Source organism: Pseudomonas paraeruginosa (assembly GCF_003025345.2).
In the GTDB taxonomy this organism is placed as follows: domain Bacteria; phylum Pseudomonadota; class Gammaproteobacteria; order Pseudomonadales; family Pseudomonadaceae; genus Pseudomonas; species Pseudomonas paraeruginosa.
The window spans coordinates 1065404-1089261 of record NZ_CP020560.1 but is presented as its reverse complement, the minus strand read 5'-3'; the positions used below and the strand labels follow the sequence as shown (position 1 = coordinate 1089261).

Below are 23858 nucleotides of genomic sequence, written 5' to 3'. Positions count from 1 at the left end.
GGCTGGCGGCGGCTGATAAGCTGGCTCAAGTGCGATTGTTTATTGCGTAATGTGAAATAATCCTTCCCCGCAACAATCTGACACACTTCTGCGCGTGCCTAGGAGGCCCCGTCGATGGACACCCTGCAAAACATGCGAGCCTTCGTCTGCGTGGCGGAAACCGGCAGTTTCACCGCGGCATCCCAGCAGCTCAACACCACCACCGCCTACGTCTCGCGGGCGGTGGCCAACCTCGAGACGCACCTGCGCACCCGCCTGCTCAACCGTACCACTCGTCGCATCGCCCTCACCGAGGCCGGCCAGCGCTACCTGCTGCGCTGCGAGCAGATTCTCGCCTACGTCGAGGAAGCCGAGGCCGAAGCCAGCGACGCGCATGCCCGGCCGGCCGGCAGGCTGAAGCTGCATTCGATGACCGGCATCGGCCAGCACTACGTGATCCGCGCCATCGCCGGCTACCGCCAGCAGTACCGCGACGTGACCTTCGACCTGACCATGGCCAACCGCGTGCCGGACCTGCTCGACGAGGGGTTCGACGTGGCCATCGTGGTGGCTTCCGAGCTGCCCGACTCCGGTTTCATCTCCCAGCGCATCGGCGAGACCTACAGCATTCTCTGCGCCTCGCCGGAATACCTGCGCCGCAACGGCACGCCGAGCGAACCCGCGGAGCTGGCCAACCACGACTGCCTGCGCCTGGTCAGCCCGGTGGTGCCGCTGGACCGCTGGCTGTTCGACGGTCCCAACGGCCAGGAAATGGTCTCCATCGGTGCCTCGCCGTTCCAGGTCAATGTCGGCGACGCCATGACCGAGGCGATCCGCTCCGGCCTGGGCATCGGCATCCTGCCGGTCTACTCGGCCATCGACGACCTCGGCAAGGGCACCCTGGTGCGGGTGCTGCCGCAGCATCGCCTGCAACAGTTGAACGTCTACGCGCTGTATCCCTCGCGGCAGTATCTCGACGCCAAGATCAAGACCTGGGTGGAGTATCTCAAGGAAAGCCTGCCCGGCCTGCTGCAACGCGACGAGGCCACGCTGGTCGAGTTGTGCCTGGAACTCAGGAAGTCTTCCTGAGCCGATAATCGCCCGCCACGTGGCGAGCCGCCGCCCGCCGCCGAGGCGGCGGTGGTAAGGTCGGCGCCTTCGCTCCCGCTTGCAGAGTACCGCCATGAAAAAGAACGTCTTCGTCTTCAGCCGCCTCGCCCCCGAGCACCTCGAGCGCCTGCGGCGGCAGTTCAACGTCCGCCTGCTCGAACCGAAGCTGGGCGATATCGACGCCCAGTATGCCGCCGCCCTGCCCGACACCCACGGCATGATCGGCGTCGGCCGGCCGCTCGGCGCCAGGCAACTGGAACAGGCGCGGCAACTGGAAGTGATTTCCAGCGTCTCGGTCGGTTACGACAACTACGATCTCGACTACCTCAACCAGCGTGGCATCGCCCTGACCAATACCCCCGACGTGCTCACCGAGACCACCGCCGATCTCGGCTTCGCCCTGTTGATCAGCGCCGCGCGCCGGGTCGCCGAACTGGATGCCTGGGTCAAGGCCGGGAACTGGAAGCGTACCGTCGACACCCCGCAGTTCGGCACCGATGTGCATGGCAAGAAACTCGGCATCCTCGGCCTCGGCCGGATCGGCGCGGCCATCGCCCGGCGCGGCCGTTTCGGCTTCGGCATGCAGGTGCTCTATCACGGCAACAGCCGCAAGGCGGAGCTGGAGCGGGAACTCGGCGCGCGCTTCCTCGGTTTCGACGAACTGCTCGGCGAGGCCGACTTCGTCTGCGTGGTGGTGCCGCTGGGGCCGCAGACCCGCCAGTTGATCGGCGCGCGCGAACTGGGCCTGATGAAGCCCTCGGCGATCCTGGTCAATGTCGCCCGCGGCCAGGTGGTCGACGAGGCCGCGCTGGTCGACGCCCTGCGGGAGAAACGCATCCTCGGCGCCGGCCTGGACGTCTACGCGAAGGAACCGCTGGCCGAGTCGCCACTGTTCGCCCTGGACAACGTGGTGACCCTGCCGCACATCGGCTCGGCCACCCACGAGACGCGCCGGGCCATGGCCGAGCGCGCGCTGGACAACTTCGAGGCGGCGCTGCGCGGCGAGCGACCGCTGGACCTGGTCAACCCGCAGACCTGGTCGCGCGCCTGAACGCACCCCCTCTTCCGCGCTATGCCGAACGCGCCGGCGCCGCCAGCGCGGGCGCCTTCGGCTTGCGGAACACCAGCACGTTGCCGAGCATCACCAGGGCCAGCCCGGCCAGCGCCGGCGCGGTCCAGCGGTAGCCCTCGACGAAGGCCGAGATGTTCAGCGCCACCACCGGGAACAGCACGGTGCAGTAGGCCGCGCGATCCGGGCCCATGCGCCCGACCAGGGTCAGGTAGGCGGTGAAACCGATCACCGAGCCAGGGATCGCCAGGTACAGCAGCGAGCCGACGTATCGCGCGCTCCAGTCGAAATTCAGCGGCACGCCCTGGACCAGGCACAGCGCCAGGAGGATCAGGGTGCCGTAGAGCATGCTCCAGGCGTTGCCGGTGAGCGGGCGGATGCCGGCCCTCTGTTGCAGGCTGGAAAGCATGTTGCCGGTGGAGAAGCACAGCGTGCCGAGCAGGGCCAGGCCGAGGCCGTAGAAGGTTTCCGGGGTAGCCTGGCGGCCCGCCAGTTCCGGCCAGAACAGCAACCCCAGGCCGAACAGGCCGAGACCGCCGCCGGCCATCACGTTCGGCGCGATCCGCTGGCCGAACCAGAGCCGCGCATTCAGGGCGTTCCACAGGGTCGCGGTGGAGAACACCACGGCCACCAGGCCGCTGGGAATCCACTGGCTGGCGGTATAGAAGCAGATGAAATTCAGGCAGAACAGGCATACGCCCTGGGCCATGCACAGGCGTTGGCCACGCGCATCCAGCCGTTGCAGGCGGCGGCCCAGCAGCAGCACGGCGAACAGCACCAGCGCCGCCAGGGCGAAGCGGTAGGCGATGGACAGGGTGATAGCCACCGGGCCCATCTGCAGCTTGATGGCGATCCAGGTGGTGCCCCAGATGAGCACGGTGAGCAGGTACAGCGAAAGGTTCATGGCGGCTCCGCAACGACAGGATGCCGCCAGTCTGCGGGCGAGGCCGGGTGGGACGATTGTCCATTCTTGCGCTTTTCATCCGCCGCCCCTCGCCGTCCCGGACATGCGTGGGTAGCATGGAGGTCATGCACCAACCCAGCGACTTCCAGGTATTCCGCACCCTCGACCGGACCTCCAATGCGCGCCTGCTGCGCAGCAGCACGCTCAGCGACGGCCTGGCACTCGCCCATTGGTACCGCGACGAAGCGGAGATCCTCGGCTACAGCGATCCCGGCCACCACACCCTGTCGCTCTACCTGCAAGGCGGCTGGCAGACCTTCCGCCGCGACCGCCCGGGCCTCTACGGCGGTCCCGACCGCTTCTGCGTGATGCCGGCCGAACACCACTCCGACTGGGCGGTGACTCGCGGCCTGGGCTTCATGCACCTGTACATCAGCCCGCAACGCCTGGCCGGCGCGGCGGTGCGCACCCTCGACTGCGAACCGCGCAGCCTGCAGCTGGAGGAGCGCACCTATATCCAGGACGCCCCGCTGGCCGCGCTGTGCCGGACCCTGGAACGGCAGGACTGGAACGAACCCGGCGAGCGCCTGCTGTGCACCAGCCTCGCCCACCAGGCGGTGGACCACCTGCTGCTCACCGGTTGCGGCAGGCGCACCGGCGTGCGCTGGCAGGGCGGGCTGGCCGCGCACGTACGGCGACGCCTGGCCGACTACATCGAAAGCCACCTGGAGCAGCCGCTGGAACTGGGGCTGCTGGCGGAACTGGCGGCGCTCTCCGAGTACCACTTCGCCCGCATGTTCCGCGTCTCCTTCGGCCTGCCGCCGCACCGCTACGTGCTGGAGCGGCGCCTGACGCGGGCCCGCGAACTGCTGGCGTACTCCGCGCTATCGCTGCAGGAGGTCTCGCTGGCCTGCGGCTTCGCCAGCCAGAGCCATTTCAACCGGCGCTTCCGCGAAGCCCACGGTGCCACCCCGGGTCAATACCGCACCGCCCTGAAAGCCTCCTGAAAGCCAGGCGCCGACGGCCTGCGGTTGTAGGCAGGCATTCTCGCAGCATAAAATGATAACTATTATCATTCGTTAACCCTTCTGCTCCGGGAATGTCCAGGTGTCGAGCGCCGACCTCGCCCATGCGGCCGCGTTGCATACCCTCTACAGCGACCACCACCACTGGCTCACGGGCTGGCTGCGGCGCCGCCTCGGCTGCCCGCAGAACGCCGCCGACCTGGCCCAGGACACCTTCGTCAAGGTCCTGGTCTCGCGCCAGGCCACGCGCATCGACGAACCGCGCGCCTTCCTCACCACCATCGCCCGCCGCGTGCTGTGCAACCACTACCGCCGCCAGGACGTCGAGCGCGCCTACCTGGAAGCCCTGGCCAGCCTGCCCGAGTGCGAGCTGCCCAGCGAAGAGACGCGCGCCATCGTCCTGGAAACCCTGGTCGAGCTGGACCATCTGCTCGACGGCCTGCCGCCGCTGGCCAAGGAAACCTTCCTGCTGGCCCGGCTCGACGGCCTCGGCTATGCCGAGATCGCCACGCAGTTGGGGATCTCCCTGAGCAGCGTCAAGCGCTACATGCTCAAGGCCGCGCAGCGCTGCTATTTCTTCGATCTGCCATGAGCCTGCCCGCCGCGCCCAAGGTGCCGCCGCAGGTGGCCGAGCAGGCGGTGCGCTGGCTGGTCGAGTTGCAGGGCGGCGCCGACGACGAACGCCTGCGCCAGGCCTGGCAGCGCTGGCGCCAGGCGGCGCCGGAACACGAGCAGGCCTGGCGTCACATCGAAGCGGTCAACCAGCGCCTGGCCGGGATCGGCACGCCGCTGGCCCTGGCCGTCGTCAACGCACCGCGCTCGGCACAGCGCCGGCGCGCGCTGAAGACCCTGCTGGTCATGCTGGCCGCCGGTGGCGGCGCCTGGGGCCTGCGCGAGAACGGCAGCCTGCAGCGCTGGAGCGCCGACTATGCCACCGGCGTCGGCGAACGCCGGCGCCTGACCCTGGCCGACGGCAGTCGCGTCGAGCTGAACAGCGACACGGCCATCGACGTGCGTTTCGACGCCGGCGAACGACGCCTGCTCCTGCTGCGCGGCGAGATCCAGCTCAGCACCGGCCAGGATCCGCGCCCGCTGCGGGTGTACAGCGCGGAAGGCCGGCTGCGCCCGGTGGGTACCCGTTTCGACGTGCGCCAGTTCGCCGGGCGCACCCGCGTCGCCGTCCACGAGGGCGCGGTACAGGTGGAGAACCGCGCCGGCCAGGGCCTGCTGTTGCCCAGCGGCCGGCAACTGGATTTCGACCGCGAGCGACTCGGCGCCCCGCAGCCGTTGCCGGTCGGCAGCGGCGCCTGGACCGACGGCATGCTGGTGGCCGCCGGCATGCGCCTGGACGAATTCCTCGCCGAAGTCGCGCGCTACCGCCCCGGCCGGCTGGGCTGCGACCCGCGCATCGGCGGCCTGCGGATTTCCGGCAGCTATCCGCTGGACGACAGCGAGCGGATCCTCGCCACCCTGCCGACGGTACTGCCGGTGGAGGTGCGGCGGGTCACCCGCTACTGGGTCGGCGTGCACCCGCGCGAATGAGCGGAAAAAACTTTCCGCGCCCCTGAGCCTTTTTCCCCACCTCGCGTGACAGAGGAGGAAAGCCAACCTCGAAGATCCACTGGAGTGTCCCTCATGTCCCCGTCACGCGTCCTGTCACCGCTCAGCCGCGCCCTGCTCCTCGCCTGCCTCGGCGGTCCCGCCCTGGTTACCGCCGAAGCCGCCGGCGCCGCCGAGATCCGCGCCGATGCCCGCCAGTACTACCGGTTGTCCGCCGAGCCACTGGAACAGGCGTTGAACCACCTCGGCCGCCAGGCCGGCGTACTGATCGCCTTCAGCCCCGAGCAGACCGCCGCGCGCCGCAGCCAACCACTGGACGGCGAGTACACCCTGGACGAGGCACTGGCCGCCCTGCTCGCCGGCTCCGGCCTGGAGGCACGCGCCCAGGGCGGCGGCGCCTACATCCTGGAAGCGCTGCCGGTGGAAGACCCGGCCAGCCTGCAGGCGGTCACCGTGGTCGGCGACTGGCTGGCGGACGCCAGCGCCGCCGACGTCTTCGAGCACCCGGGGGCGCGCGACGTGGTCCGCCGCGAACAGTTCCAGGCCCGGGGCGCATCCAGCACCCGCGAAGTGCTGGAGCGCATTCCAGGGGTCAGCGCGCCGCTGAACAACGGCACCGGCAGCCATGACCTGGCGCTGAACTTCGGCATCCGTGGCCTCAACCCGCGCCTGGCGTCGCGCTCGACGGTACTGATGGATGGCATCCCGGTACCCTTCGCGCCCTATGGCCAGCCACAGTTGTCGCTGGCGCCGGTGTCCATCGGCAACATGGACGCGGTGGACGTGGTGCGTGGCGGCGGCGCGGTGCGCTACGGACCGCAGAACGTCGGCGGCATCGTCAACTTCGTGACCCGGGCGATCCCCGAGGACTTCGCCACCAGGCTCGACGTGCACAGCGAACTCAGCCCCAGTTCCAGCCAGGACGGCCTGAAGACCACCCACAACGTGCTGATCGGCGGCACCGGCGCCAACGGTCTCGGCGGCGCCCTGCTCTATTCCGGCACCCGCGGCGGCGATTGGCGCGAGCACAGCGACACGCGGATCGACGACCTGATCCTCAAGGGCCGCTTCCAGCCCAGCGACGAACACGCCTTCTCGGCGCTGACCCAGTACTACGACGGCGAGGCCGACATGCCCGGCGGCCTCAGCGCCGCGGCCTACCGCGACGACCCGTACCAGTCGAGCCGTCCCTACGACAAGTTCTGGGGCCGCCGTACCCTGGCCAGCGCCAGCTACGAATACACCCCCAACGCCAGCCAGAAGCTCAACGTCACCGGCTTCTTCACCAAGACCCTGCGCAGCGGCTACCTCGACCAGGGCCGCAACCTCACCCTGTCGCCGCGCGAGTACTGGGTACGCGGCCTGGAAACTCGTTTCAGCCAGGGCTTCGAGCTGGGCGAAAGTCGCCACGAAGTGGGCATCGGCCACCGCTACGTCAACGAAGCCAGCCACGAGCTGCGCTACTGGACCCGCGCCGACAGCGGACAGCTACCCAGCACCGGCAGCCGCAACGATCGCGACACCCGCGGCGGCACCGAGGCCAACGCGTTCTACATCGACGATCGCATCGACATCGGCAACTGGACCATCACCCCTGGCATCCGCTACGAGAAGATCGACTCGCAACAGAAGAACCTGTTGAAGGGCAGCAAGGACAGCGGTCGCTACAACGCCTCGCTGCCGGCGCTCAACGTGATCTACCACCTCACCCCGAGCTGGAATCTCTACGCCAACACCGAAGGCTCGTTCGGCACCGTGCAGTACAGTCAGATGGGCAAGGCGGTGCGCAGCGGCGACATCGAGCCGGAGAAGGCACGCACCTGGGAACTGGGCAGCCGCTACGACGACGGCATCCTGCGCGCCGAACTGGGCGCCTTCCTGATCAACTTCGACAACCAGTACGAGAGCAACCAGCAGACCGACAGCGTCACCGCCCGCGGCAAGACCCGGCACAAGGGCATCGAGGCGGCGCTCGCCTACGACCTGGCCGATCTCGATCCGCTGCTCTCCGGCTTCGACGTCTACGCCAGCTACGCCTATGTCGACGCGAGCATCCGCGAGGACGGGCCGAACAAGGGCAACCAGGTGCCGTTCTCCTCGAAGCACAAGGGCACCCTCGGCGCCAACTACCGCACCGGCGCCTGGAGCTACAACCTCGACGGCAGCTTCCAGACCAGCCAGTACGCCGACAACGCCAACACCGAGAGCGAAAGCGCCGACGGCAGCACCGGGCGGATCGCCGGCTGGATGGTCTGGAGCGCGCGCGGCAGCTACGACTTCGGCCCGCAACTGAACGACCTGAAGCTCGGCCTGGGGGTGAAGAACCTGTTCGATCGCCGCTACTACACCCGCTCGTTCGACGACAACAACAAGGGACTCTACGTCGGCCAGCCGCGCACCCTGTACGTGCAGGCGTCGGTGGGCTTCTGAGGCACGCCGGAGCGGGAATCCGAGGCGCAAGAGCGCAAGCGACCATCCGCCCCTCCACCGGCAGGGCGAATGGCGCGAGGCGCCATCCGTCGCCGGGCCGGGGCGACGGTCAGGCCCCGCGTCACTTCCAGTTCGGATCGCTCTCCAGCTGCTTCATCAGCAGCTCGCGGACCGGCTTGGACGGCTTGCCGTACCAGCGGTAGGTGGCATACGCGCTGGGTTTCTCCATGACCTCGGCGGGCTCGTCCGGAAGGTTGACCTGCAAGCCATAGGCGGCGCTCTTGTCGCCGCGGAAGGCGACCAGCAGGCGGTTGTTGCCGCAATCATGCGGCTTGCAGCTGTCGGCCAGCACGTAGGGCTGGCCGTCCAGGCTCAGGCTGGTGGACGGAGAACTCGGGCCGCTGGCCTCGGAAACCCACTTCGGTACCTCGTTCTCGCCCTTGAACATGGCGTGCCAGGTGGCCTTGTAGCCAGGCTGGCCGAGCAGCTCGAACAGCCGCGGCTGCTCCTCGGCCTGGACTGCCACCGCATGCAGCGAGGCGCCGAGCAGGGCCAGCGAGAGCAGTCTGGATATTCCGTTCATGGCGATTTCCTTCGATCAGATGAAAAGGTTGGCCGGCCTGCCGGGCAGTGTCCCCGCCAATGGCTGCTTGGAGCGGCACGGGCCCGACAAGTTCGCCGGCGACCGACAAATCCCTGGATTGCCGGATGACAGGCATCCCGGCACGCCACGTTTTACCGCTATAATCCCGCGTTTTTCCGGGCCGCCCCGCGCCCACGCCAACGGATTCCAGCAGGCACGCATCCATGACCACTCAGGCCGCCGAAGTCGCGAAGCGCCGTACCTTCGCGATCATCTCCCACCCCGACGCCGGTAAGACCACCATCACCGAGAAGCTGCTGCTGATGGGCAAGGCGATCGCCGTCGCCGGTACCGTGAAGTCGCGCAAGTCCGACCGCCACGCCACCTCCGACTGGATGGAAATGGAAAAGCAGCGCGGCATCTCCATCACCACCTCGGTGATGCAGTTCCCCTACCGCGAGCACATGATCAACCTGCTCGACACTCCCGGCCACGAGGACTTCTCCGAAGACACCTACCGCACCCTGACCGCGGTGGACTCGGCGCTGATGGTGCTCGACGGCGGCAAGGGCGTCGAACCGCGGACCATCGCCCTGATGGAAGTCTGCCGGCTGCGCGACACGCCCATCGTCAGCTTCATCAACAAGCTCGACCGCGACATCCGCGATCCCATCGAGCTGCTCGACGAGATCGAGGCGGTGCTGAAGATCAAGGCCGCGCCGATCACCTGGCCGATCGGCTGCTACAAGGACTTCAAGGGCGTCTACCACCTGGCCGACGACAAGATCATCGTCTACGTCCCGGGCCATGGCCACGAGCGTATCGAGACGAAGATCATCGACAAGCTCGACTCCGACGAGGCCCGCGCCCACCTGGGCGATCTCTACGACAACTTCGTCGAGGAGCTGGAACTGGTCCAGGGCGCGTGCCACACGTTCGACAAGGACGCCTTCCTCAAGGGCGAGATGACCCCGGTGTTCTTCGGCACCGCGCTGGGCAACTTCGGCGTCGACCAGGTCCTCGACTGCATCGTCGACTGGGCGCCGCAACCGCTGTCGCGCGCCACCCACGAACGCAACGTGGAGCCGACCGAGGAGAAGTTCTCCGGCTTCGTGTTCAAGATCCAGGCGAACATGGATCCCAAGCACCGCGACCGCATCGCCTTCATGCGCATCTGCTCGGGCAAGTACGAGAAGGGCATGAAGATGCGCCACGTGCGCCTGGGCAAGGATGTGAAGATCGCCGATGCGCTGACCTTCTTCTCTTCCGAGCGCGAGCAGCTGGAGGAAGCCTATGCCGGCGACATCATCGGCCTGCACAACCACGGCACCATCCAGATCGGCGACACCTTCAGCGAAGGCGAGAACTTCGGCTTCACCGGCATTCCGCACTTCGCCCCGGAGCTGTTCCGCCGCGTGCGCCTGAAGGACCCGCTGAAGTCCAAGCAGTTGCGCCAGGGCCTGCAGGAGCTGGCCGAGGAAGGCGCCACCCAGGTGTTCTTCCCCGAGCGCAACAACGACATCATCCTCGGCGCGGTCGGCGTGCTGCAGTTCGACGTGGTCGCCAGCCGCCTGAAGGAGGAATACAAGGTCGAGTGCGCCTACGAGGCGATCAACGTCTGGTCGGCGCGCTGGATCGAGTGCGACGACGAGAAGAAGCTCAAGGAGTTCCAGGACAAGGCCTTCGAGAATCTTTCCGTGGACGGCGGCGGCCACCTCACCTACCTGGCGCCGACCCGCGTCAACCTGAGCCTGATGGAAGAGCGCTGGCCGGATATCCGCTTCCGCGCGACACGCGAGCATCACTGATCGCGACAGGCGAAAAAGGCAAGCCAACCGGCGAATGCCAGTCGCGAGCGGCTTCTCGCTCGAGGCGATGAGAAGACCCAAGCGAAACGGCGCTTCCCTCGCGTGAGGAAGCGCCGTTTTTTCTCAACGGACTGGCATCAGGACAACGCCCGCCTTTTCAAGCGCGACTCAGCGCCGGTGGCGCTTCATCGCCACCCGCCGCAGGTCGATGCCGATCACCACCGGGTCGTGGTCCGACGCACGATACGGCTCGGCGCTGTACAGGCTGTCCTGCTGCCGCGGCGTCTTGAACTCCAGGTTGTAGTCCAGCACCCGCGGCTCGTCGGCGTTGATGTGCCACTCCACCGCGCCGCGCACCTGGCGCGCCAGGCTGGCATTGGCCAAGGCATGGTCGAGATAGCCGGACTGCCCGGAGAACACGTAGGAGTAGCCCTTCCCGGCCCCGGCCTGACGCGCCACCAGGTCGGTGTAGCCGGCGGCGCGGATGACGTTCACCGGGTCTTCCTTGGCATAGGAGTTGAGGTCGCCGATGATCAGGTAGTCCGGGTCCTTCGCCGCGGTCGGATCGCTCGCCAGCCAGTCCACCAGGGCCTGGGCGGCGCGCGCACGGGTCAGGTTGCAGTTGCCCTGGCCATCGCCGGTGTCCGGGTCGCCGTCGCAGGCCGAGCCCTTCGACTTCAGGTGATTGACCGCGATGGTCAGGCGCTCGCCGCCGGTGATCTCCTGGAAGGTCTGGGCCAGGGTCGGGCGGTTCTTGCTGTCATCGAACTCCGGGTTCACCGTGCGATCGAGCACTGCCGCGGCACCGTAGGTGCGTACCCTGTCGCTGCGGTAGATCAGGCCGACGGCGATCTCGTCGCTGCCCAGCTTAGTCCGGTTCGGATTGACGAAGGCGTAGCGCTGCCCCTGGGGCAGGCCGGCGTTGAGGCCGTCGACCAGGTCGGCGATGGCGGCGAACTCGCCATAGCCGTCGTTCTCGATCTCCATCAGGCCGACGATGTCCGCCTTCGAGGCGAGGATCGCGGCGACGATCTTCGCCTTCTGCCGCTGGAACTCTTCCGCCGTGCTGGCCCCGCGCGAGGTGGGGAAGCCGCCGCCCTTGCCGTCGCCGTTGAAGTAGTTGAGCACGTTGAAGCTGGCCACCCGCAGGCGTCCTTCCACCACCGGCTGGGCCGGGCGCGGGTTGGCCGCCTCGAATACCGGGGTTTGCAGCGGCTGGATGCGGTAGCTGCCGGCCGAGTAGTCGAGCACGCCGTCGATGGCGCTGGTGCGGTCGCCCACGCGCAGGCTGTTGTAGGCGCTCAGCCCGGGCGCCGGATAGCGGATCGGGTCGGGATTCTGCCCGCTGCGGCCGTCGTCGAGGATGATCCGGTCCAGGTCGTTGCGTGCCTGCATGGCCCTGGCCTGTTCACCGGGCGCCACCACGTTGGTCGGAGTCATCCGGCGACCGCCTGAGGACAGCAGGACCTCGCCGTAGCGGCCGAGGTTGTAGACCTCGTTGACGGTGAGCGCCTGGCGGAGCTGCACGCGCATGCCTTCGTAGCGCTCCAGCGCATCGGCGCTGGCCAGCGGCAGGCTGATACCAGCCGGCGTCGGCAACGCCACACCGCTCGCCAGGACGCTGACCTGCAGCGGCCCGACCAGCTCGGTGAGGCCGTTGAACTCGCGGACCTGGCCGCTCACCCGGACGCGGTCGCCGAGCTTGACGTCGCTGCCGTTGCCGCCGTCGTAGACGAAGAGGCCTTCGGAGGTGGCCGGATCGCCGTCCACCGTGGCATCTTCCTGCTGCACATAGAAGCCCTTCAACTCGCTGGCGTTCTGGAAGTCGCCGACCACCACGCCCTCGATGGCGACCCGCTGGTTCACCAGCGGACTTTCGGCGCCGGCGCCCTGCACCTCGTGGATCGGTCGCAGGCCGGCCTCCTCGCCTCCGCCGGGCTCACCAGCGCCATGCTGGCCGAGGTTGGCGAAGGTGTCGCGCGGGTAGCCCAGCCATTGCGCCGCCGGGTCGAAGGCGTCGCTGGGATCGCTGTCGCCGTCGCGGATGTCGGCCTTGCGCACCAGGCTCCGGTCGAGGGTCTGCACATCGCCGCTGCCCCAGGCGGTGCCGGGATTGACACCGACCTGGCCGAGGCTGTCGAGGACTTCGCCATCGCGTCGGCGCAGCAGCACCGCGTCGTTGCCGTTGAACCAGCTGCCTTCCACGCGCTGGCTGGCCAGGGCCAGCAGCGCCGGATCGGCCACGCCGTTGGCGAGGACGAAGGTCCTGCCCGGCGCCAGGCTGCCGCTCAGCTCGATGCTGCGGCCCGCCGCGCTGGCGCCGTTGAAGTAGAACTCGACGCGGTAGGCGGAGAGATCGAGGACCTGGCTGCCGCTGTTGTAGAACTCCAGCGCCTTGTTGTTGCCGCTGCCTTCGACGTACTCGGAGATGATCAGCTCGGCGGCGTTCGCCACCGGCAGGCCCAGCAGGGCCAGGCCGCCCAGCAGGGCGGCGTTACGCAAGGGGTGCATCGGGATACTCCTTTATCGGAAGGGAATCGCCGCGGCTCAGGCGCCGTCGGGCTGCAGCTCCTGGGAAAACACCGACTCGCCGTCGAGGTCGCGCAGGGTGACGGTGAGCGCGCGGGTCTGCGCATCGATCTCCACCTCGCCGAAGAACTGGTAGCCGGCGAAGGGGGAACTGTTCTGGACCAGCGGGGCCTTCTGGAACATCACCTGCGGGCCAAAGGTGCCATCCAGCGCGTTGGGGCCGAAACTACCGGCATTGAGAGGCCCGGCGACGAACTCCCAGAACGCCGCGAAGTCCTTGAACGCGGCGCGCTCCGGGCTGTAGTGGTGGGCCGCGCAGTAATGCACGTCGGCGGTCAGCCAGACGGTGTTGCGCACCCCGGCGCGCTGGATGAAGCGCAGCAGGTCGGCGATCTCCAGCTCTCGGCCCAGGGCCTTGCCGTCGTTGCCGTTGGCGATGGCCTCCCAGCGCTCGCGACCGTGCTCGTCCTTGCCGTCGGGCACGCAGAGGCCGATCGGCATGTCGGCGGCGATGACCTTCCACTGCGCGCGCGAACCACGCAGCTCGCGCTTGAGCCATTGCAGTTGCTCGCGACCGAGAAAGTCGGTGGCGCCGCTGCGCCGGGCCTGCAGGTTGGCGCTGTTGCCGCCGCGGTAGCTGCGCATGTCGAGGACGAACACATCGAGCAGCGGACCGTAGGCGACCTTGCGGTAGATCCGCCCGTCGCGTCCCTGGCGCTGGAAGCGCAACGGCGCGTATTCGAGGAACGCCTGGCGCGCGCGGGCCGCCAGCAGGTCGATGTCCTTCACCCGGTAGCGCTCGTCGAGCTGCTTGCTGGAGGACCAGTTGTTGGTGGTCTCGTGGTCGTCCCACTGCCAGATCTGCGGCACCTCGGCGTTGAAGCGGCGCAGGTTGTCGTCGAGCAGGTTGTAGCGGTAGTTGCCGCGGAACTCGTCGAGGGTCTCGGCGACCTTGCTCTTGGCCTCGGTCACCCGGTTGCGCCAGATGCGCCCGCCCTCGGTCTCGATGCGCTCGGGAATCGGCCCGTCGGCATAGATGGTGTCGCCGCTGTGCAGGAAGAAGTCCGGCTGGCGCCGGCGCATGGCTTCGTAGATGCGCATGCCGCCGATATCCGGATTGATCCCGAAGCCCTGCCCGCAGGTGTCGCCGCTCCAGACGAAGCGGATGTTGCGCGCCTCGCCCGGCGCACTGCGCAGGTGGCCGAACCAGGGCCGGCTCAGGCTGCCGTCGCGGGCATCCTCGAAGCGCACCCGGTAGAAGATCGACTGGTCGGCCGGCAGACCGCGCAGGTCGATGCGCGCGGTGTAGTCGAGACGCTCGTCGGTGATCGGCGAGACCAGCCGGCGCGGCTCGCTGAAGACGCTGCGGGTGTCCCACTCGACGATCATCCGTGCCGGACGGTCGGTGCGGCTCCAGACCAGCGCGCGGTCGCCGTGCACGTCACCGGACTGCACGCCATCGGTCAGCTTCGGCCGCGCATTCGGCGCGGCGATCACCGCCGGCGCGCCCAGCGCCGGCAACAGCAGCCCAGCGCCCAGGCCTTGCATGACGCGGCGGCGCTTGAGGTCCATTGCACTCATTCCGGAGTTCTCCGCAGGCTTCACGAAGGTCCGGTTTACCGGGGCAAGTTGACAGGGGCGTTACGGGAACGGACAGGCTATTCGTTTCGTGAGGGGAATGCCGGGTGTGGGCGGCAGTGTCTGCCAGTCGTTCCACGGTGATCGTCTCTTGCCTTCCAGCGTCCATTTGCGAGTCCGAGGGAAGTCAGGCTGCCTATGCGGCAGTGAACTGCTCACGCTCGCGAAATCGGGCGTAGAGCCGTTTCTTAGCTGCCTATGCGGCAGTGAACCTGGTCGATAGGATCGCGCTGCGACTCGTTCATTTCTTAGCTGCCTATGCGGCAGTGAACGTCTTGCGGCCGCGAATGGGCTTGCAGGTGCTTTTCTTAGCTGCCTATGCGGCAGTGAACTAGCCCCGAAAACCTATAACCATTTGAAGGAAAAAGGAATACCGGGTTTTCCTGGTCTGAAACCCTCTTTTTTCATGTCTTTGTAAGTTATTGATTTTCAAGGGCGTAAGAAACCGTCCGAAAAAAGGGTCGGAAGCTTCGGGCAATTGGAGGCCATTTCGCGATGATCGGGACGGGCGGCGGACCTCGCCGTTTGCGCGCGAATGGGCCTCGAAGGGATCACCTCTCAAAGCCCCCGGCCAGGCCGGGGGCGTCGCGCCTGGGACGGGCGCTACTGGCGTGGGTGGGCCGCGTCGATCTCGGAGAGGGCGTCGCTGACCAGCTTCAGCAAGGCGCCGTTGATGTAGGCGAGGGTTTCGCCGGGTTCTTCGTTCTCGTCGAGCAGGCAGGTCATGGCGAGGACGTTGATCGCCGACTTCAGGCGCGCTTTCGCGCTCTCGAACAACTGGCCGGGCGGTGCCTGAGTGTCGAGGTACAGCGTGGCGTTGTGCGGGAAGCGGTTGGCCTGCGAGGTGGGCAGCAGGGGGATGAAGCGGGGGACGGTTCTGTTACCGGGGGCTTGGACGTATCATTCGGCTTAGCCATGGGTCAGCTCCTAAGTAAGCTGGGTTGTGGTTAGCGGGTCGTAGGTGTTGGTCGCACCTGCGGCCCGCGTCTTTTCTGCCACTGCAACGCATCCCGAGGGATGGCTTTGGCGGCCCCTCCTATCATCCTCCTACTGGTTTTTTATCCAAGCCTTGGGCTTCCGAGAGAGGCTGCGGAAATGTCCGGGGGAACTGTCCGGCGTTTCCAGAGCCTGTAGGGCTCCGGCCTGCGGAGGTCTGGCAGGCACGAAGTCATGCTTGGCCTCCAGTCGGTGGGGCGGCGAACCCGCCCCGTCAGGAGGCCGAGCGGAGTCGTTGCGCAGGGGGCCGAGCGGCAGGAAGCCGCGAGAGCCGCCCCGGTCCACGAAGGACCGTGGCGGCGGGCCCCCGGAGCAACGATGCAGCGAGGGTACCCCAGTCGCGCAGCGGCTGGGGCCGGATGCAGGGGCGAGTCTTTTGGTTCCTTTTGGACGCTTGCAAAAGGAACTCGCCTGGGAAGGCGAAACAAGAAGTCGAGGCAGACACGGCAAGGAGCTGGACCACCAAGCCTGAAGCCCGCTCAGGCTCTAAGCGACGGTATCTCTGTTGTGCACTGCGGTGTAAATCGCCGACGCGCTCTGCGCCGTCCCATACCGGCAGAACGCTGTCGCTGCAGCAGACCTGGGCGTTCCTAACGTCGGCTATCTCTGCGGCTCTCCTGCACGAACCTCAAGCGCCCTGCGCACCTTGTACCACCTCGCCACGCTCCTCCTGCACCGTCCGTCCGGCGCTCTCCACGGCGTTCCACAGCCAGGGCGGCAGGTGCTCGGGATCGAGGCTGTCGAGCAGGTTCTTCACCGCCAGGCCCAACTCGGTGTCGCCCTCGATCACCAGGCGACGGCGGAAGAACAGCGTGTCCGGGTCCTCCTGGCGGCTGGCCAGCAGCAGAAAGTCGCGCCAGTCGCCGCGGATGGTCACGCTGGCCCGTGGCCGTTCGACCAGGCGCAGGCCGCCGGGTACCCGGGTGACGCACCAGCCGACGCCGAGGTCCCTCACTTCCAGGCGCAGCCAGCGACCTTCCAGCAGGTCGAAGGCGCCCTCCTCCAGCGGCTGGGCGAACAGCCGGTTGGCGACCCGTTGCAGGACCAGGTGCTGGACCCCGCGCGGAACCTTCGCCGCCAGCGGCAACAGGCGTCCGGCGACGCCGAGGAGCAGGCGTTGGCGGTTCAGCATAGCCCTGCCTCCTCTGCCCGCAGCATCCCCGGCCGGCCGTGCCAGTAGCCGTTGCAGCCTTCCACGGCGAGCGGCGGAGCGGCACCCTTGCGTACCCGGTCGAAGGCCGCGATCACCTCGGCCATGCCCTGCGCCCGAGGGCTCAGGCGTAGCAGGTCGGCGCCGCTATGTTCCAGCGAGCGGTAGTCGGCCAGCAGGTTGCTGACCTTGCCGGACAGGGTCTGGATGCCATTGAGGGTGAACAGCGCCTCGCCCTCCTGGCTGAGCAGCGGGATGCCTTCGGGATACTGCTGGCAACAGAACTGGCAGTCGTCCTTGGGCCGGTTCTCCGCCCGCGCGGTGAAGCAGCGTGCCGAATAGGCCAGCGGCAGGTGGCCGTAGGCGAAGACCTCGGTCTGCAATTGGTCGAGGCCCAGCCGCGCAGCCTGGTCGAGCACCCCGCGCAGCAGCTTGCCGGAGACTTCCACCGGCGGAACCCAGCGGCGCATGCCCCAGGAATACAGTTCGGCCAGGGCATGGCCGTTGTAGAGGTTCAGCGCCGGACCGCCGACGAAGGGCACGCCGCGCTGGCTGAGGTAGTAGACGGCGGCCATGTCGTTGGCCTCGACCCGCAATTCGCCGTTCTCGCAGAGCCGGCGCAGGCTGGACAGCTCCGAGGCGGCCTCGATCAGCGCCAGCCCGGAGAGCACCAGCTCGGCGCGGGTCGCCTGCGCCAGCTCGCGGGCCAGCGCCTGCCAGTCGTTCAGCGACAGCGCCCGGCGCTTGGCGCAGACGGTCTCGCCGAGGTAGATGACGTCGAGCGGCTGGCTGGCCATCTCGGCGTAGAAATCGAAGATCTGCCGCTTGTCCCAGTAGAACAGCAGCGGTCCCAGGCTCAGTTTCATCGCGGCGCTCCTCACTGCCAGGAACGGTGATAGGCGCCCAGGGTGGTCTGGTGCCCTTCGGAAAGTCCGGCCAGCGCGCGCTGCCATTGCGGCTGCACGCTGTAGGCGCCCGGTGCGCTGGCGTAGCTGTCCAGCGCCTGGCGCCAGACCCGGGTGACCTGCTCGACGTAGGCCGGGCTGCGCTGGCGGCCTTCGATCTTCACCGCCGCCACGCCGATTTCCGCCAGTTGCGGGACCAGGTCCAGGGTGTTCAGGCTGGTCGGTTCCTCCAGCGCATGGAAGCGCTGGCCATTGACCAGGAAGCGGCCCTTGCAGAGGGTCGGGTAGCCGGCCGCCTCGCCGGCGGCGTAGCGGTCGATGAGCACTTCGTTGAGGCGCGAGGTCAGCCCCTCCGGCTCCTCGCTCCAGCGCACCGCCCTGGCCGGCGAACAGACCCCGCAGAGGTTCGGCGACTCGCCGGTGACGTAGGACGACAGGTGGCAGCGGCCCTCGGCCATGATGCACAGGCTGCCGAAGGCGAATACCTCCACCGGCACCGGGCTGCCGGCCGCCACCTGGCGTACCTGGGCCAGCGACAGCACGCGCGGCAGCACCGCGCGGCGGATGCCGTAGCGTTCGTGGTAGAGGGCCAGGGCCGCGGCATTGGTCGCCGAGCCCTGCACCGACAGATGCAGGTTGAGCCGCGGATGACGCTTGGCGGCATAGCCGAGCACCGCCACGTCGGCGGCGATCAGCGCGTCGACGCCGAGGTCGGCGGCCTGGTCGACCGCGCGCTGCCAGCGCTCCCAGCCCTGGGCGCTGGAGTAGGTATTGACCGCGACGTAGAGCTGTCGCCCGGCCTCGTGGACGCGCCGCAGGCCTTCCTGGAGCTGGCGTTCGTCGAGGTTGAGGCCGGCGAAATGGCGGGCGTTGGTGTCGTCGCGGAAGCCGACGTAGATGGCGTCGGCGCCCTGGCGCAGGGCCGACTTCAGGGCGGGCAGGCTGCCCGCCGGACAGACCAGTTGCATGGGGTTGCTCCTCTGGCGAAAAACGCGCTCCGCGGCAGTGGGCAACCCCGGGGCACAGGCGCCACACTCTAGAAAGACGCTCCCGGTCGGCGCTTGACCGGGATCAAGAAGGCCTCAGGCCAGCAGCGCGGAGAACGGCAGAAAGTCGATCCTGTCACCCGCCGCCAGGGTCGCGCCGCGCTCGATCACCGCCAGCCCGTCCGCCCAACTGGCGGCGAGCAGCATCGCCGAGCCCTGCTGCGGGTGGATCGCCACCCGCCCCCGTTCGTCGAGCCGCGCCCGCAGGTACTGGCGGCGCGTCCGCGGCTGCGCCCAGTCGAACGCCGCCGGCAGCGCCAGCGGCCGTGGCAGCACGTCGAGCAGCCCCTGCTGGCGCAGCAGGAACGGCCGCGCCAGCAGCAGCGCGGTGACCAGCGCCGCCGCCGGATTGCCCGGCAAGCCCAGCCAGGGTTTGCCGGCCACCGTACCGAAGGCGAACGGCTTGCCCGGCTGGATCGCCAGGCGCCACAGGTTGACCTCGCCGAGTTCGGCGATGGCACGCTTGAGATGGTCTTCCTCGCCCACCGAGACGCCGCCGCTGGTGACCAGCGCATCCCATTCGGAGGCCGCCAGGCTGAGGGCGTCGCGGCTGGCCACCAGCTCGTCGGCGAGCACTTCCTCGTCGTGCACCTCGAAGCCGAGGCCGCGCAGCAGCGCGCCGATGCAGTAACGGTTGGCGTTGTAGATCTGCCCGGCCAACAGCGGCTGGCCAGGCTCGCGCAATTCGTCGCCGCTGCTCAGCAGGCCGATGCGCAGGCGCCGGCGCACCGACACCGTGGCGACGCCGAGACTCGCCAGCAGGCCGAGTTCCTGCGGGCGCAATCGCTGCCCGGCGCGCAGCACCGGCGCGCCACGCCGCAACTCCTCGCCGCGCCGACGCACGTGCTGGCCGGCGCTCACCGGCGGCAACTGCACGCGCTCGCCGTCGACCGTGCAGAGTTCCTGCGGCACCACGCAATCGGCGCCGGTCGGCAGCGGCGCGCCGGTGAAGATCCGCGCCGCCTGGCCCAGCGGCAGGCTCATGCCACGGGTATCGCCGGCGGCGATCCGCGCGCCGACCGTCAGGCTGCCGCCGCTGCGCGGAAGGTCGGCGGAGCACAGGGCGTAGCCGTCCATCGCGCTGTTGTCCCAGGGCGGCAGGTCCATCGGCGCCGGCAGGTCGTCGCCGAGCACCCGCCCCAGCGCCCGCTCCAGGGGCAGGGTTTCGCAGGCCGGCGGGCATGGGGCGCGCGCCAGTAGCTCGGCCAGCGCCTCGTCCAGCGGACGCAGTTGCCCGCCGTCGCAGCCGCAACCGCTCATGAACGACACCCGCAGCCGGTCACCGGCGCCGTGGCCGGCGGGGTCTTCAGGTGCGGGACGAAATTGCACGGCCGGGTGCGGCTGTCCAGCTGCGCCAGGAGGATTTCGTTCCAGGCGGTGCGGCAGGCGCCCGGCGAGCCGGGCAGGCAGCAGACCAGGGTGCCGTTGCTGAGCCCGGCCAGCGCCCGCGATTGGATGGTGGAGGTACCGATCTCGCGCTGCGAGACCTGGCGGAACAGTTCGCCGAAGCCCTCGACATCGCGTTCGAACAGCGGCTTCACCGCCTGCGGGGTGTTGTCCCGCACGGTGAAGCCGGTGCCGCCGGTAATCAGGCCGACCTGTACCTCGGGGTCGGCGATCCAGGCCGAGACCACCGCGCGGATCTGGTAGATGTCATCGATCCTCAAGGTCCGCTGGTGCAGGCGATGACCGGCGGCCAGCAGCGCGTCGGCGAGGGTCTGGCCGGAAGTATCGGTTTCCAGGGTACGGGTGTCGCTGACGGTGAGGATGGCGATGTTCAGCGGCTGGAAGGCGGAGGTGGCCAGGTGGCTCATGGAAGGGGGTCCTCGGAACGGGCGATGCCTCAGCCTGAACCCGGGGCCCCCGGCTGGCTATTCCTCCGAAGAGGTAAGCCGGCGGCGCGAGGAGGTAGCCGTCACTCCTCCCAGCGCTGCGCGGCGGCCTGGTCGCTGCAGCGGCCTTCGACCCAGCGCGGGCCTTCGGCGGTGTCTTCCTTCTTCCAGAACGGCGCGCGGGTCTTCAGGTAGTCCATGACGAAGTTGCAGGCGTCGAACGCCGCCTGCCGGTGAGCGCTGGCGCAGCCGACGAAGACGATCGGCTCGCCCGGCTCCAGGCGGCCGATGCGGTGGAGGATCTCCAGGCGCAGCAGCGGCCAGCGTTGCCGGGCCTCGTCGGCGATCCTGCCGAGGGCCTTCTCGGTCATTCCGGGATAGTGTTCGAGGAACATCCCGCCGACCTCGCGGCCGTCGTTGAAATCGCGCACGTAGCCGACGAAGCCGACCACCGCGCCGATGCCGACGTTCTGCGCGTGCAGGGCGTTGAGTTCCCGCCCCGGGTCGAAGGCGGCCTGCTGGACGCGGATGGCCATGGGCTCAACCTCCGGTGACGGTGGGGAAGAAGGCGACTTCGTCGCCGTCCTGCAGCGGCTCGTCGAGGCCACACAGTTCCTGGTTGCGCGCGCACATCAGGTTCTGCTCGCCGAGGGTGCGTTCCCAGGCGCCGCCGCGCTCCACCAGGAGCTGGCGCAAGGCGCCGAGGGTGGCCAGCCCGGCCTCCCAGTTCAACTGTTCGCCGTCGATGCCCAGGGCCTCGCGGTAACGGGCGAAATACTGCACGCGGATCATGCCTGCCCTTCCTCCTCTTTGCGGTAGTGGCCGCTCTTGCCGCCGAGCTTCTCCAGCAGCTGGACCTGCTCGATGAGCATGCCGCGATCCACCGCCTTGCACATGTCGTAGATGGTCAGGGCGGCGACGCTGGCGGCGGTCAGCGCCTCCATCTCCACCCCGGTCTGCCCGGCCAGCCGGCAGCGCGCGCGGATGCGCACCGCGTCGGGCGCCTCGGACTGCAACTCGACCTTGACGCTGGTGAGCAGCAGCGGATGGCACAGCGGGATCAGTTCGTGGGTGCGCTTGGCCGCCTGGATGCCGGCGATCCGCGCCACGGCGAAGACGTCGCCCTTGGGATGGCCGCCGTCCTGGATCAGTTGCAGGGTTTCCGGGCGCATGCGCACCACGGCCTCGGCCGTGGCCTCACGGGAGGTCACGGCCTTTTCCGTGACGTCGACCATGTTGGCACGGCCCTGGGAATCGAGATGGGTCAGCACGTGGGTGCTCCTGGAAGAGGCTACTGGCCAGTCATTGTAAGCCCTGGAGGGCATGACGCCATGCCTGGGGAAGGTTCGCAAGGGGGATGATTGTATACATAAAGAGGTAGGCCGGGCCGGCGCGGAGAAAGCGCCGGCCCAAGGCATCCTGCGCCGGGCGCCCGCAACGATGCGGGCTCGGCCCCCGGACAGGGCCTGGCAGGATGTATATCCCGCCTGGTTTGCAACCGGGCGGGATATCGGCCGGCGTATGCCGCCGGCTACCTCACATGTGCGCCTCGGCGTACTCCGCCAGTACCGAGCGCGGCACGCCCTGCAGGGTCACGTGCACGCCGTGGGGGAAGTCCTTGAAGCGTTCGGTCAGGTAGGTCAGGCCGGAACTGGTGGCTGACAGGTAGGGCGTGTCGATCTGCGCCAGGTTGCCCAGGCAGATCACCTTCGAGCCGCTGCCGGCACGGGTGATGATGGTCTTCATCTGGTGCGGCGTGAGGTTCTGGCACTCGTCGATGAGGATCAGGCTCTGCTGGAAGCTGCGGCCACGGATGTAGTTCAGCGACTTGAACTGCAGCGGCACCTTGCTGAGGATGTAGTCGACGCTGCCGTGGGTGCATTCGTCGTCCATGTGCAGCGCCTCGAGGTTGTCGGTGATGGCGCCGAGCCAGGGCTCCATCTTCTCCGCCTCGGTGCCGGGCAGGAAGCCGATGTCCTCGTCCAGGCCCTGCACGCTGCGGGTGGCGATGATGCGCCGGTAGCGCTTGCTGACCATGGTCTGCTCGATGGCCGCGGCGAGCGCCAGGATGGTCTTGCCGGAGCCGGCGGCGCCGGACAGGTTGACCAGGTGGATATCCGGATCGAGCAGGGCGTACAACGCCAGCGACTGGTACACGTCGCGTGGCCGCAGGCCCCAGGCTTCCTGGTGCAGGAGCGGTTCCTGGTGCAGGTCGAGGATGGTCAGTTCGTCCTGATGGATGCCCTTTATCCAGCCGACGAAGCCCTGTTCGTCGACGATGAACTCGTTGATATGCACCGCCGGCAGGTTGTCGGTGAGCTGCACGCGGTGCCAGGTGCGACCATGGTCCTGGCGGGTCTCGACCTTGCTCACGCGGTCCCAGAACGAGCCGGCGAGGGAGTGGTAGCCACGCGACAGCAGGGCCACGTCGTCGATCAGCTGGTCGGTGTGGTAGTCCTCCGCGTCCACCCCGCAGGCGCGCGCCTTCAGGCGCATGTTGATGTCCTTGGTCACCAGCACCACGCGCACGCCGCTGTGGCGGCTCTTCAGCTCGACCAGCTGGTTGATGATCTTGTTGTCGTTGAGATGCTCGGGCAGCCAGGTGATGGGTTCGGCGCGCTTGCTCATGAGGATCGACAGGCTGCCGCTGGGGCCGTTCTTGCCACGCTGGATCGGCACCCCGCCCTCCACCTGCTCGGGCGTGGCCTCGCCCAGAACCTGGTCGATCAGGCGGATGGCCTGGCGGCATTCGGCGGCGATGGTGTGCTTGCCGGTCTTCAGCTTGTCCAGCTCTTCGAGCACCGTCATCGGGATCGCGACGCGGTGTTCCTGGAAGTTCAACAAGGCATTCGGATCGTGGATCAGGACATTGGTATCGAGGACGTACAGGGTGGGCTGGGTGGGGCGGGAACGTCCGTGGTCATCCATACGCGATCACCTTCTGCTAAGGGCCTGGCGACGGAATGCCGGGTCGGCGCTCCGCCGGGGGGCGAGCCGCCTTCTCTCTTCCGGTGGAGAGAGCCTGACAGCAGAGGTGTGGGCCGGGGCCGCCACCTGTGCTGCAGGGTTCGGCGGTCTACGGTTCCACAAATACCGCAAAAAATATGACGGTAAAAAGTACTTTTCGTCATCAGCAGGTTTTTTTTCCGCAAGCGACGAAATACCTTGGCTAGGCCTGTATCGAGGGCTAGTGTTATCGGTCCCACCCATGGGAAAACCTGGCGCCCCTTGCCGCGCCGGGGTTCCGCCCGCCCTTCCCCATCCCCCTCTGCGCACGGCAAATCCGCCGCGCGC

At 68.1% G+C, this 23858-nt stretch carries 20 protein-coding genes and 1 pseudogene; 7 read left to right on the top strand and 14 right to left on the bottom strand.

Annotated elements, in window-relative coordinates:
• Nucleotides 1-114: 114 nt before the first annotated feature.
• On the top strand, nt 115-1068 hold the full coding sequence (locus tag B7D75_RS05265; RefSeq protein WP_003157793.1) for a LysR family transcriptional regulator: 954 nt from the start codon (nt 115-117) through the stop codon (nt 1066-1068).
• A gap of 94 nt (nt 1069-1162) precedes the next feature.
• On the top strand, nt 1163-2140 hold the full coding sequence (locus B7D75_RS05260) for a 2-hydroxyacid dehydrogenase (protein ID WP_034079859.1): 978 nt from the start codon (nt 1163-1165) through the stop codon (nt 2138-2140).
• Between the two features lie 19 nt (nt 2141-2159).
• Here B7D75_RS05260 and B7D75_RS05255 read toward each other — a convergent pair whose 3' ends face one another.
• Nucleotides 2160-3062 (bottom strand): DMT family transporter, encoded by a 903-nt coding sequence (locus B7D75_RS05255; RefSeq protein WP_034079858.1) that lies wholly within the window; start codon nt 3060-3062, stop codon nt 2160-2162.
• Nucleotides 3063-3187: 125 nt separating this feature from the next.
• On the opposite strand from B7D75_RS05255, the gene mdrR1 reads away from it, so the two are divergent.
• The 4 genes from mdrR1 to fecA all read left to right on the top strand — a co-directional run bounded on the left by mdrR1 (nt 3188) and on the right by fecA (nt 8077).
• A complete protein-coding gene (gene mdrR1 / locus B7D75_RS05250; RefSeq protein ID WP_034079857.1) occupies nt 3188-4069 on the top strand; it encodes a transcriptional regulator MdrR1 in 882 nt (293 codons plus the stop codon).
• Nucleotides 4070-4169: 100 nt separating this feature from the next.
• Complete coding sequence (locus tag B7D75_RS05245; protein WP_012074492.1) at nt 4170-4679, top strand: sigma-70 family RNA polymerase sigma factor; 510 nt, start codon at nt 4170-4172, stop codon at nt 4677-4679.
• A complete protein-coding gene (locus B7D75_RS05240) occupies nt 4676-5629 on the top strand; it encodes a FecR domain-containing protein (RefSeq protein ID WP_107113806.1) in 954 nt (317 codons plus the stop codon). Before B7D75_RS05245 ends, B7D75_RS05240 begins: the two co-directional genes overlap by 4 nt.
• 93 nt (nt 5630-5722) lie before the next feature.
• A complete protein-coding gene (gene fecA / locus B7D75_RS05235; RefSeq protein ID WP_107113805.1) occupies nt 5723-8077 on the top strand; it encodes a TonB-dependent Fe(3+) dicitrate receptor FecA in 2355 nt (784 codons plus the stop codon).
• Between the two features lie 121 nt (nt 8078-8198).
• Here fecA and B7D75_RS05230 read toward each other — a convergent pair whose 3' ends face one another.
• On the bottom strand, nt 8199-8660 hold the full coding sequence (locus B7D75_RS05230) for an inhibitor of vertebrate lysozyme family protein (protein ID WP_003156809.1): 462 nt from the start codon (nt 8658-8660) through the stop codon (nt 8199-8201).
• A 224-nt stretch (nt 8661-8884) separates the two neighbouring features.
• On the opposite strand from B7D75_RS05230, the gene B7D75_RS05225 reads away from it, so the two are divergent.
• The gene (locus tag B7D75_RS05225) at nt 8885-10468 is read left to right on the top strand and encodes a peptide chain release factor 3 (RefSeq protein WP_033997653.1); all 1584 of its coding nucleotides are present in this window, start codon (nt 8885-8887) and stop codon (nt 10466-10468) included.
• A 168-nt stretch (nt 10469-10636) separates the two neighbouring features.
• On the opposite strand, the gene B7D75_RS05220 is transcribed toward B7D75_RS05225, so the two are convergent.
• From B7D75_RS05220 to B7D75_RS05165, 12 genes and pseudogenes are all read right to left on the bottom strand, one after another.
• Nucleotides 10637-12979 (bottom strand): endonuclease/exonuclease/phosphatase family protein, encoded by a 2343-nt coding sequence (locus tag B7D75_RS05220; protein ID WP_107113804.1) that lies wholly within the window; start codon nt 12977-12979, stop codon nt 10637-10639.
• Nucleotides 12980-13015: 36 nt separating this feature from the next.
• Nucleotides 13016-14578, bottom strand: coding sequence for an alkaline phosphatase D family protein (locus B7D75_RS05215; RefSeq protein WP_003156808.1), 1563 nt, complete (start codon nt 14576-14578; stop codon nt 13016-13018).
• Nucleotides 14579-15238: 660 nt separating this feature from the next.
• Nucleotides 15239-15552, bottom strand: a pseudogene (locus tag B7D75_RS29985) (hypothetical protein).
• A 707-nt stretch (nt 15553-16259) separates the two neighbouring features.
• Nucleotides 16260-16763 (bottom strand): ubiquinone anaerobic biosynthesis accessory factor UbiT, encoded by a 504-nt coding sequence (gene ubiT, locus B7D75_RS05205; protein ID WP_107113803.1) that lies wholly within the window; start codon nt 16761-16763, stop codon nt 16260-16262.
• Nucleotides 16757-17647 carry a U32 family peptidase gene (locus B7D75_RS05200; RefSeq protein ID WP_003148589.1) on the bottom strand — a complete coding sequence of 297 codons (891 nt, stop codon included), beginning with the start codon at nt 17645-17647 and terminating at the stop codon, nt 16757-16759. The genes ubiT and B7D75_RS05200 overlap by 7 nt, the downstream gene beginning before the upstream one ends.
• A gap of 11 nt (nt 17648-17658) precedes the next feature.
• On the bottom strand, nt 17659-18654 hold the full coding sequence (gene ubiU / locus B7D75_RS05195) for a ubiquinone anaerobic biosynthesis protein UbiU (RefSeq protein ID WP_003093020.1): 996 nt from the start codon (nt 18652-18654) through the stop codon (nt 17659-17661).
• Between the two features lie 114 nt (nt 18655-18768).
• Nucleotides 18769-19992 carry a molybdopterin molybdotransferase MoeA gene (locus tag B7D75_RS05190; RefSeq protein WP_034079850.1) on the bottom strand — a complete coding sequence of 408 codons (1224 nt, stop codon included), beginning with the start codon at nt 19990-19992 and terminating at the stop codon, nt 18769-18771.
• On the bottom strand, nt 19989-20546 hold the full coding sequence (gene moaB, locus B7D75_RS05185) for a molybdenum cofactor biosynthesis protein B (RefSeq protein WP_034079849.1): 558 nt from the start codon (nt 20544-20546) through the stop codon (nt 19989-19991). Before moaB ends, B7D75_RS05190 begins: the two co-directional genes overlap by 4 nt.
• Nucleotides 20547-20647: 101 nt before the next feature.
• Nucleotides 20648-21100 (bottom strand): molybdopterin synthase catalytic subunit MoaE, encoded by a 453-nt coding sequence (gene moaE / locus B7D75_RS05180; protein ID WP_003156338.1) that lies wholly within the window; start codon nt 21098-21100, stop codon nt 20648-20650.
• A gap of 4 nt (nt 21101-21104) precedes the next feature.
• A complete protein-coding gene (gene moaD, locus B7D75_RS05175; protein WP_003156340.1) occupies nt 21105-21356 on the bottom strand; it encodes a molybdopterin converting factor subunit 1 in 252 nt (83 codons plus the stop codon).
• Complete coding sequence (gene moaC / locus B7D75_RS05170; RefSeq protein WP_107113802.1) at nt 21353-21835, bottom strand: cyclic pyranopterin monophosphate synthase MoaC; 483 nt, start codon at nt 21833-21835, stop codon at nt 21353-21355. The genes moaD and moaC overlap by 4 nt, the downstream gene beginning before the upstream one ends.
• Nucleotides 21836-22100: 265 nt before the next feature.
• Complete coding sequence (locus B7D75_RS05165; protein WP_003156342.1) at nt 22101-23492, bottom strand: PhoH family protein; 1392 nt, start codon at nt 23490-23492, stop codon at nt 22101-22103.
• Nucleotides 23493-23858 lie beyond the last annotated feature (366 nt).